The following is a 7,578-nucleotide window of genomic DNA, read 5'->3' as shown; positions in this document are numbered from 1 at the left end:
TGACTTCCCGTTGTCCTTTGCCGGTGCCTATAGCGATGAGGTCCCACCTGTTCCCATCCCGAACACAGTAGTTAAGCTCATCTGTGCAGAAAATACTTGGCGGGTGACTGCCTGGGAAAATAGGTCGGTGCCGGCTTCTTAAAAACCACAGCATGTTTCCATGCTGTGGTTTTTCTTTATCCTGTGTTTTTGACAAATTTCGAATTATCCATTGCCAATGAACGTTTGTTTGTGGTATGATAGAAAAAAGGAATTGCGTAGAGGTGAGAAAGATGCGTATGAAGATAGATTTTGAACAGGAGATTCTGCGGTATCTCAGAGAACACAGCGGAGACGACATTCCCCCGACAGTGCGTGAAATTGCAGCTGGAGTGGGAATTCGATCCACCTCTACGGTACATAAGTACTTGGGCATTCTGGAGGAAAAAGGATATATTTCAAAAAAGAACGGTCTTAACAGGACGGTGAAGCTGAAAGATCCGTCTGCGCAGGTTCCCCCTGAAAACAAAATTCCCATTGTGGGCTTGGTCACCGCAGGGAATCCCATTTTGGCTTATGAAGAAATACTGGGCTATATTCCCAGCGGCAGAAAAAATGTGCAGGATTTATATGCGCTGCGGGTCAAAGGGGAGAGCATGATCAACGCCGGCATCTTAAACGGGGATTATGTCATCGTCCGCAGAACCCAAACAGCGGAGAACGGGGACATAGTGATCGCCCTCATCGATGAGGAGGCCACGGTTAAACGGTTCTATAAGGAGGATGGGCATTACCGCCTCCAACCGGAAAATGATACCATGGAGCCGATTTATACTGACCACGTCCAGATATTAGGCCGGGTGATTTCCTCTGTCCGGTTTTATGAAGCACACAGTGCGGCCGAATAAATAAAATAGCCTTCCATGATGGAAGGCTATTTTTTTATGCAAAGATTTCTAAGCCCACAGGACAGTGATCGCTTCCCATAATGTCAGAATAGATCAGGCTGTCCCTCATTTCCGGTACAAGACGGTTGGAGACGAGAAAATAGTCAATCCGCCACCCAGCGTTGTTGTCCCGGGCGTGGAACATATAGGACCACCAGGAGTAGGCCCCAGTTTTATCCGGATAAAAGTGACGGAAGGAATCGGTAAAACCGTTTTCTAAAAGCTCGGTCATTTTCTGCCGTTCCTCCATGGTGAAACCGGCGTTGCCCACATTGGTTTTATAGTTTTTTAGATCGATTTCCTCATGGGCCACATTCATGTCCCCGCAGATGATGACCGGTTTTTGCTGATCCAAACCGGTGACATAGTCCCGGAAAGCGTCTTCCCACGCCATCCGGTAGTCCAGACGGGTCAGTCCCCGCTGGGCGTTGGGCGTATAGACATTGACCAGGATAAAACGGTCAAATTCCGCCGTGATGACCCGCCCCTCCTTGTCGTGCTCGGGGATCCCCAGGCCATAAGACACATGAAGGGGATGTTCCTTGCAGAACACCGCCGTCCCAGAATAGCCTTTTTTCTCGGCGCTGTTCCAATATTGCTCATAGCCGGGCAACTCCACCTGAGCCTGGCCCTGCTGCATCTTTGTCTCCTGCAGACAGAAAATATCCGCCTGAGCCAGGTGAAAGAAGTCCATGAAGCCTTTGCCCAGGCAGGCCCGCAGACCGTTGACATTCCAAGAAATCAGTTTCATTTTATTTATCCTTTCCTAACAAACGCTGTTACAGAGGGTCATCTAAATGTGAGATATCAGATAGGGACTTTTACACATATCCATACATTCCACGGACAGAGGCTTCCCCAGCGGCGATTTTGACCAGACCCCCGCCGATGCGGCAGATCAGGTTTCCATCCTCCGCCACGTCCAGCGCCTCTCCCTCCCGGGTCTCACCTCCATAGGTGACCCGGACCTGGCGGCCTAAGGTCACACATTGGCGGCGGTACTCTTCCCGCAGGGAGGAAAAACCCTTCTCAGCAAAGGATTGATAGAGCGGCTCCAGCTCATTCATGATTGCCGCTGCTGCCTTATCCGGAGACAGGCTGACGCCGGTGGCAAGGCGCACCGAAGTGGCGTAGGGCAGTTCCCGCTGGTGAAAATAGTCCTCATTCTGAATGAGATTGACGCCGATGCCGCAGACAGCAAAAGCACCCGACCCCATCAGCCTGGATTCGCAGAGGATGCCGCAGACTTTTTTGCCCTGGGCCACCACATCGTTGGTCCATTTGATACCAAAGTCGCCGCCGGTCATCTCCCGCAGCCCCTGCGCCACCGCCATACCGCAGACCAAGGGCAAGGCAGACAACCGCTGTACATCAAAATCCCGAAGCAGCAGGCTCATGGCCAGGGCATCCCGGTCGGTGGCAGCCCAGCGCCGTCCCAGCCGGCCCTTGCCCGCTGTCTGGCAGCCGGCGAGAACCAGGATACCATGGGGGAGGGAAGCGCCCTCCCTTTTGAGATACTCGTTGGTGGAATCCACCTCGTCCAGATAAATGCAGTGGCGTCCCAGGTCATTTGTTGTCAGGTGTTCCAGTTTCATTTTGTCCTCTTTTTTATACTATAAGTATATAATGTTGGTAACTATACCGTTTGAGACAATGTCAATGATGGCATAAGTGGGCCTTCCATCTCGGGGATGGCCGATGCTGCCGGGGTTGAGGATGTAAAGGCCGTCCTCATAAGCGCTCAAAGGGATATGGGTATGGCCGAAGAGGACGATGCGAGCCTCTTCCTGACGGGCCCATTTTTTCAGCGGCTCCAGGGAACCCTTGACGCCTAAGGTGTGGCCATGGGTCATAGCAATGCGGACCCCAGCCTCCTCAAAGACCCGGGTCACCGGAGCATCGCTGCCAAAGTCACAGTTGCCCGGCACCCCGAGAATGGCCTTTTCGGGATAGCAGTCCTGTAAGTCCTCCATATCCCGGATGTGATCCCCCAGGTGGAGGAAGAGACTGGCTCCCGGCTGGGCGTCCACCGCCTTCTTCAGCGCAAAAAAATCCCGGTGGGAATCAGAAAATACCACAATGCGCACGATGATTTCCCCCTTCTGCCAGACGGGTCAAATCCCGACCTGTTGTCCCCTATTATACCCTGCCATCCTGGGAAAGACAAGGGCTCCCAGCCTACCGGTGGGAGGCTGATGATTTGCCCAGCCCCAGGGTGATGCCCCGAGCCAAAGGCACCGAAACGACCACAGCGATGACGGCGTTGAGAAGGGAGAGCAGCAGGTCTCCAACTGCCGCGAAGAGGACGGGCTTTGTGGTACCGCCGGAGGTTAGGGACAGGACGATCATGCTGTTGAGAGGGGAGAGAAAGACGTTGACCAGGATGCCGCATCCTGCCGCCAGAAAACCCCGTTTCATGGAGAAAGGCTTGTGCCCCCGGTGCATGATGAGGCCGCAGACAAGCCCGGTGAGGAATTTGCCGAGAAAGGTGCCGGGGGAGTAGAGGGCATAGGTGCCGCTGATCAGGTCAAATAAGCCCATACCCAGCCCGCCGGCCAAACCGCCCTTGACGCCGCCCAACACCAAGGCGGCGGTGAGGCAGAAGATGTTGCCGAAGTGGATCATGGCGCTGCCGGCGCCGCCGGGAAAGGGAATCCGGATGTTGATGTAGGTGCCGAGAAAGCACAGCGCTGCAAAAAGGGCGGTGAGCACAAGCTCCCGTGTGGTCGTTTTTTGATGCATAAAGTCCCATTCCATTTCTGTTAAATTTTGCGGATACAGGAGGACTAAAAAATATGATAACGGTGGGGAACCTCCCGGCTCATCAGCTCTGGCAGACACATTTCCAGCATGACGCCGTAGCGGGTGTCGCTGCCATAGCCAAAGGTGGTCTTGATGGCCAGCTCCACAAAACGGGAGGCACGGTCCATGGCCATGGGCAGGCTGTCCCCGGTGAGCATACCGCCGGTCAGCACACTGGCGAAAATATCCCCTGTTCCCGGATAGGAGACAGGAACATAGTCGCAGTCCACCGCCCAAAAGGCGTTTTTCTCCCGGTCATAGCCGATATTTGCCATCTCTCCGGTGGCCAGCTTGACCCCGGTGATGACCACCTTTCCAGGTCCCAGCTCTGAAAGCCGGACCAGCATGCTTTTTCCCTGGGCCCGGGTGATGGGGGAACTGGGGAAGTCCTGATCCAGCAGCATAGCGGCCTCGGTCAGGTTGGGGGTGATTACGTCCGCCTCCCTGACCAGATCCCGCATCCGAAGCTGCAGGGCCGGAGGATGGCTTTTATAGGGCTTGCCGTGATCACCCATCACCGGATCCACCACTGCCAGCGCGTCGGGATAGCTTTCCAGAAAGGCGAGGCAATGGCCAATCTGATCCTCGGTGCTGAGAAAACCGCTGTAAATGGCTTCAAAGCCAATATCCAGCTGCCGGTAATGGGCCAGGGCCGGCTCCATAAAGTCGGTCAGATCCCGATAGGCCACCTCTCCCAGCCCGCCCAAATGGGTGGAGAAAACGGCGGTGGGGACGGGACAAGCCTGGACCCCCATAGCCGAAAGGACGGGGAGGATCACGGTGAGGGAACAACGGCCAAAGCCGGATAAATCGTGGATGGCAGCCACCCGCATGGGTCTGTGGTTCATCTATTTCACCTGCATTCGCAATGTAATTTGATTATAGGACTACATCAAACCTTTGACAAAAAGCCGGCAATTTATGAAAAAATTTGCTCTTTTGTGTAGGTTTGCCATGTTGCCTCATCCATTCTAGCATGAAACCATTTCATTTCACAAGAAAACAGGTCACCTTTTTTCTGTCAAATTCCCTCGTGTCTCAGATTGTATAAATTTTGTGGCCGCTGTGTATGGATCATTGTGAAATTGGTAAAAATACCAGGGAAGGGACGGCTGCTTTTTATAGTATCTCCAAAAAAACGGGACACAATAACTACGACGGGAACACGAGAGAGAAAAGCGCACGGCAGGCAAAGCACGGCGCTGCCGTTTCCGCAACCAAGCTGAATAATGGAGGTATCTGCTATGAACAAAACTGCGACCAACGTGATGAAAGGCGCGGCCGTAGGCATCGCCGTGGGAACCGCCGCCTATATGATGGCGGGCAAATCCATGAAACCCCAGCGAAAAAAGCTGAAGAAGGGCATGGACAAAGCCATGGGAACCCTTTCCCATCTTGTTGATAACATCACCTATATGGTTAAATAATTTTCCCCCTCCAAAGGGCCGCTGCGGCGGCCCTTCCCTTTTTTATGGAAAGGGGAAAAGGCGGAAAAAAACGAATGAGAAATTTTTTGTAAAAACCCCTAGTTATTCTCCCTCAAATGCGGTAAAATAGGAGCAGAAATGAAAACAAATGAAAACAGAGGAGGCATGGCTGATGGTCTGCCGGCTCACCGTCTATGACGGAGATCATGTTACATATATCGATGCAAACAAAGGGGATCATCTGCTCTCCCTGCTGAAGGAAAACGAGATTCCCATTGATTCCACCTGCAACGGCAATGTCACCTGCGGCAGATGCAAGGTCATCGCCACCGGCCTGGTGGGCACCTTGACCGAGCAGGAGATGGCCCTTCTCACCCCAGAGGAAGTAGAGCGAGGGGTCAGGCTGGCCTGTATGGTCCGCATCGACGGCAATGCAAAGGTATACTTAATTAAAGAATAAGAAAAACGCCCCGGAAGCCAAAGCTTTCGGGGCGTTTTGGATGTTGAAAATTAAGCGTTTGGCAGCAACAGGGCGATGAGGCTCATCAGGCCGTAGAGCACCGGCTGATGCAGGACATAGACAATCAGAGTCTTGCGGCCCACAAAGGAGAGAAACCGGCTGTGCTTTCTGTAGAAGGGGGCGGGGAACCTGCCTTCCTTGACATAGACCCCCACGAAGGAGCCCAGAAAGAAGAGGAAAAGCCAGGGCAGGAGGGAAAAATAATCGGCGGAGTAAAATCCGGCGGGGATAAAGCCAAGGGGGAATAGATAGCTGGTGGAATAAAGGAAGTCTGGCAGGGGAATCTCCCAGAAGTAGGGGATGCCCACATAGCCATTGGTGACGCCGTAGGTAAAGATAAACAGGACCAGCATGATGGTAGCTCCCACCATGGGGTGGATCTTCTGAAAGAGGGGACGGAGCAGGCCAAAGAGCATCATAGAGATGCCCAGCATATGGAGAATGCCAAAAACAATGAGCTCCTCCGGCAGGAACAGGGCAGTAAACAGGGTGATGGCAAGGCCAAGCCCTAGGCAGATGGCGCCCCGTTTGAGATTGTTGTGGGAAAACTGACAGGCCGTGCCGGAAATAAAGATAAAGGTACCAGCGAAAAAGGTCCGGACTCCGTTCATCAGGGGGGAGAAAAAGAAGGGGAAGGAAATCCCAAAGATGGCCAGCAGGTCATAGACCCCGTGATAGATCACCATACACAGGATAGCAAATCCCCGGATTTCGTCGATGAGATATACCCGCTGCCCCTTTTTTAGCTGTGGCACTGCAATTCCCTCTTTCTATCAGGTGTTTTCCCCAGTATAGCATAGACAGAGGTTTTATTTCAATTTTTTCTCACATGGCTCCGGAAAAAACAAGAAAGCTATCCAGAAAATTTCACAATTTATTCATAAAGGGAACGGGATTTATCCGTACCGAGCTATTTTCTTTGTGACGAATTTGTGATAGAATATCTGTTACAGCCCGCCGCGGCCGGCGCCGCTGTGATCATGTGAGATAAAGAGGTTATGAAAGATGCCGTTGACGCAAACACAATGGATTTTAATGATATTTGGTATGGCGGCAGCCGTTTTGATATTGATTGTTGCCTGTTTTGCCATCCGCAGGATGTACCTGATGAAAAAGGGCCGGTATGTCCGGGAAAGAGCGTATCGGATTCTCCGGCGTTATGCTGGGGTCCGCAATTTTAAGGTGCTTCGAGATGTCACCGTCTCCATCCAGGGGCGGACCGCCCATACCGATCTCATGTTGATCGGCTTCTTCGGCATCATCTTCTTTGAAACCGAGGATTATGCAGGCGAATATTACGGCAATCCCAAGGACGAGACCTGGGCCTATGTCAGCCCTAACCAGCGCAAGACCCGGATTCCCAACGGCCTGACCAAGCTGGAAAAGGATATTGATGTCTACCGTACCATCTTCGCCTCCAACAACGTCTACAAAATCCAGATGGAACCAATGATCATCTTCTCCCCCTTTAAGAAAAAAACGGAGATTTATGTCCACGAAACGGTTCCTTTCCTGCGGGTCAATGAGCTGCGGGGACACCTGGATAAGGTCAAATATGACAAGGACAACGATGTGGATGTCCCCTTGCTGGTGTCCTTGATCCAGAAGCATCAGAAAAACTAACGAGAAAAGCCATCTGCCCTGAGGCGGATGGCTTTCTATGCCCTTTCCCTCCTTGCTCGGGAAGAGGCGGGGGCTATATGCTTTCTAGGTGGCTGATGCCATAGAGATCCTCGATATCCCGGATGCCCTGAGCCACCTCTTCCCGGGAAAAATCCGCAGCGGCAAGCTGTGACTCCTCCATCTGGGCCAAGGTGCCGTAAAAATCGCAGGCGATTTTCAGCATCCGAGGAGAGGCTTCCTTTTCGATTTCGTCGAAGATCAGGTTTTCCGCCTCGTTGAT

At 52.6% G+C, this 7,578-nt stretch carries 11 protein-coding genes and 1 rRNA gene; 5 read left to right on the top strand and 7 right to left on the bottom strand.

Translation table 11 applies throughout. From position 1 onward, the window contains the following. Positions 1-19 precede the first annotated feature (19 nt). Both rrf and lexA read left to right on the top strand, forming a co-directional pair. Positions 20-136: ribosomal RNA gene (gene rrf, locus ACZ25G_RS02015) — 5S ribosomal RNA — on the top strand. 142 nt (positions 137-278) lie between these two features. Next, the gene (gene lexA / locus ACZ25G_RS02010) at positions 279-887 is read left to right on the top strand and encodes a transcriptional repressor LexA (protein ID WP_342680672.1); all 609 of its coding nucleotides are present in this window, start codon (positions 279-281) and stop codon (positions 885-887) included. A gap of 34 nt (positions 888-921) precedes the next feature. Here the strand turns inward: lexA and ACZ25G_RS02005 are convergent, their stop codons facing one another. The 5 genes from ACZ25G_RS02005 to ACZ25G_RS01985 form a co-directional block, all read right to left on the bottom strand. Continuing rightward, positions 922-1,677, bottom strand: coding sequence for an exodeoxyribonuclease III (locus tag ACZ25G_RS02005; RefSeq protein ID WP_463681362.1), 756 nt, complete (start codon positions 1,675-1,677; stop codon positions 922-924). 70 nt (positions 1,678-1,747) lie between these two features. Beyond that, entirely contained in the window at positions 1,748-2,521 is a 774-nt protein-coding gene (locus ACZ25G_RS02000) for a biotin--[acetyl-CoA-carboxylase] ligase (RefSeq protein WP_463681361.1), read from the bottom strand. An 18-nt stretch (positions 2,522-2,539) separates the two neighbouring features. After that, entirely contained in the window at positions 2,540-3,013 is a 474-nt protein-coding gene (locus tag ACZ25G_RS01995; RefSeq protein ID WP_191482333.1) for a metallophosphoesterase family protein, read from the bottom strand. Positions 3,014-3,104: 91 nt separating this feature from the next. Continuing rightward, the gene (locus ACZ25G_RS01990; RefSeq protein ID WP_191510644.1) at positions 3,105-3,668 is read right to left on the bottom strand and encodes an ECF transporter S component; all 564 of its coding nucleotides are present in this window, start codon (positions 3,666-3,668) and stop codon (positions 3,105-3,107) included. 44 nt (positions 3,669-3,712) lie between these two features. After that, positions 3,713-4,576, bottom strand: coding sequence for a pyridoxamine kinase (locus ACZ25G_RS01985; RefSeq protein WP_191482331.1), 864 nt, complete (start codon positions 4,574-4,576; stop codon positions 3,713-3,715). Between the two features lie 396 nt (positions 4,577-4,972). On the opposite strand from ACZ25G_RS01985, the gene ACZ25G_RS01980 reads away from it, so the two are divergent. Both ACZ25G_RS01980 and ACZ25G_RS01975 read left to right on the top strand, forming a co-directional pair. Next, positions 4,973-5,155, top strand: coding sequence for a hypothetical protein (locus tag ACZ25G_RS01980; protein ID WP_191482330.1), 183 nt, complete (start codon positions 4,973-4,975; stop codon positions 5,153-5,155). A gap of 148 nt (positions 5,156-5,303) precedes the next feature. Then, positions 5,304-5,615, top strand: a complete 312-nt coding sequence (locus ACZ25G_RS01975; protein ID WP_191482329.1) for a 2Fe-2S iron-sulfur cluster-binding protein — start codon at positions 5,304-5,306, stop codon at positions 5,613-5,615. Between the two features lie 50 nt (positions 5,616-5,665). Here ACZ25G_RS01975 and ACZ25G_RS01970 read toward each other — a convergent pair whose 3' ends face one another. Next, complete coding sequence (locus ACZ25G_RS01970) at positions 5,666-6,430, bottom strand: heparan-alpha-glucosaminide N-acetyltransferase domain-containing protein (protein WP_463681360.1); 765 nt, start codon at positions 6,428-6,430, stop codon at positions 5,666-5,668. A gap of 307 nt (positions 6,431-6,737) precedes the next feature. Here ACZ25G_RS01970 and ACZ25G_RS01965 point away from each other — a divergent pair, with 307 nt between their 5' ends. Next, positions 6,738-7,298 (top strand): NERD domain-containing protein, encoded by a 561-nt coding sequence (locus ACZ25G_RS01965; protein ID WP_463681359.1) that lies wholly within the window; start codon positions 6,738-6,740, stop codon positions 7,296-7,298. A 73-nt stretch (positions 7,299-7,371) separates the two neighbouring features. Here the strand turns inward: ACZ25G_RS01965 and ACZ25G_RS01960 are convergent. Further along, the coding region (locus tag ACZ25G_RS01960) for a DUF6483 family protein (RefSeq protein WP_463681358.1) at positions 7,372-7,578 on the bottom strand (207 nt) is incomplete at its 5' end.

Source organism: Zongyangia sp., assembly GCF_965361945.1.
This window is presented reverse-complemented; position numbering and strand designations above follow the sequence as displayed.

Excerpts from the sequence above, each read along its gene's own strand:
- ACZ25G_RS01990 (WP_191510644.1), bottom strand. The coding sequence starts at position 3,668 with ATGCATCAAAAAACGACCACACGGGAGCTTGTGCTCACCGCCCTTTTT.
- ACZ25G_RS01985 (WP_191482331.1), bottom strand. The coding sequence starts at position 4,576 with ATGAACCACAGACCCATGCGGGTGGCTGCCATCCACGATTTATCCGGC.
- ACZ25G_RS01975 (WP_191482329.1), top strand. The coding sequence starts at position 5,304 with ATGAAAACAGAGGAGGCATGGCTGATGGTCTGCCGGCTCACCGTCTAT.
- ACZ25G_RS02000 (WP_463681361.1), bottom strand. The coding sequence starts at position 2,521 with ATGAAACTGGAACACCTGACAACAAATGACCTGGGACGCCACTGCATT.
- ACZ25G_RS01980 (WP_191482330.1), top strand. The coding sequence starts at position 4,973 with ATGAACAAAACTGCGACCAACGTGATGAAAGGCGCGGCCGTAGGCATC.
- ACZ25G_RS02005 (WP_463681362.1), bottom strand. The coding sequence starts at position 1,677 with ATGAAACTGATTTCTTGGAATGTCAACGGTCTGCGGGCCTGCCTGGGC.
- lexA (WP_342680672.1), top strand. The coding sequence starts at position 279 with ATGAAGATAGATTTTGAACAGGAGATTCTGCGGTATCTCAGAGAACAC.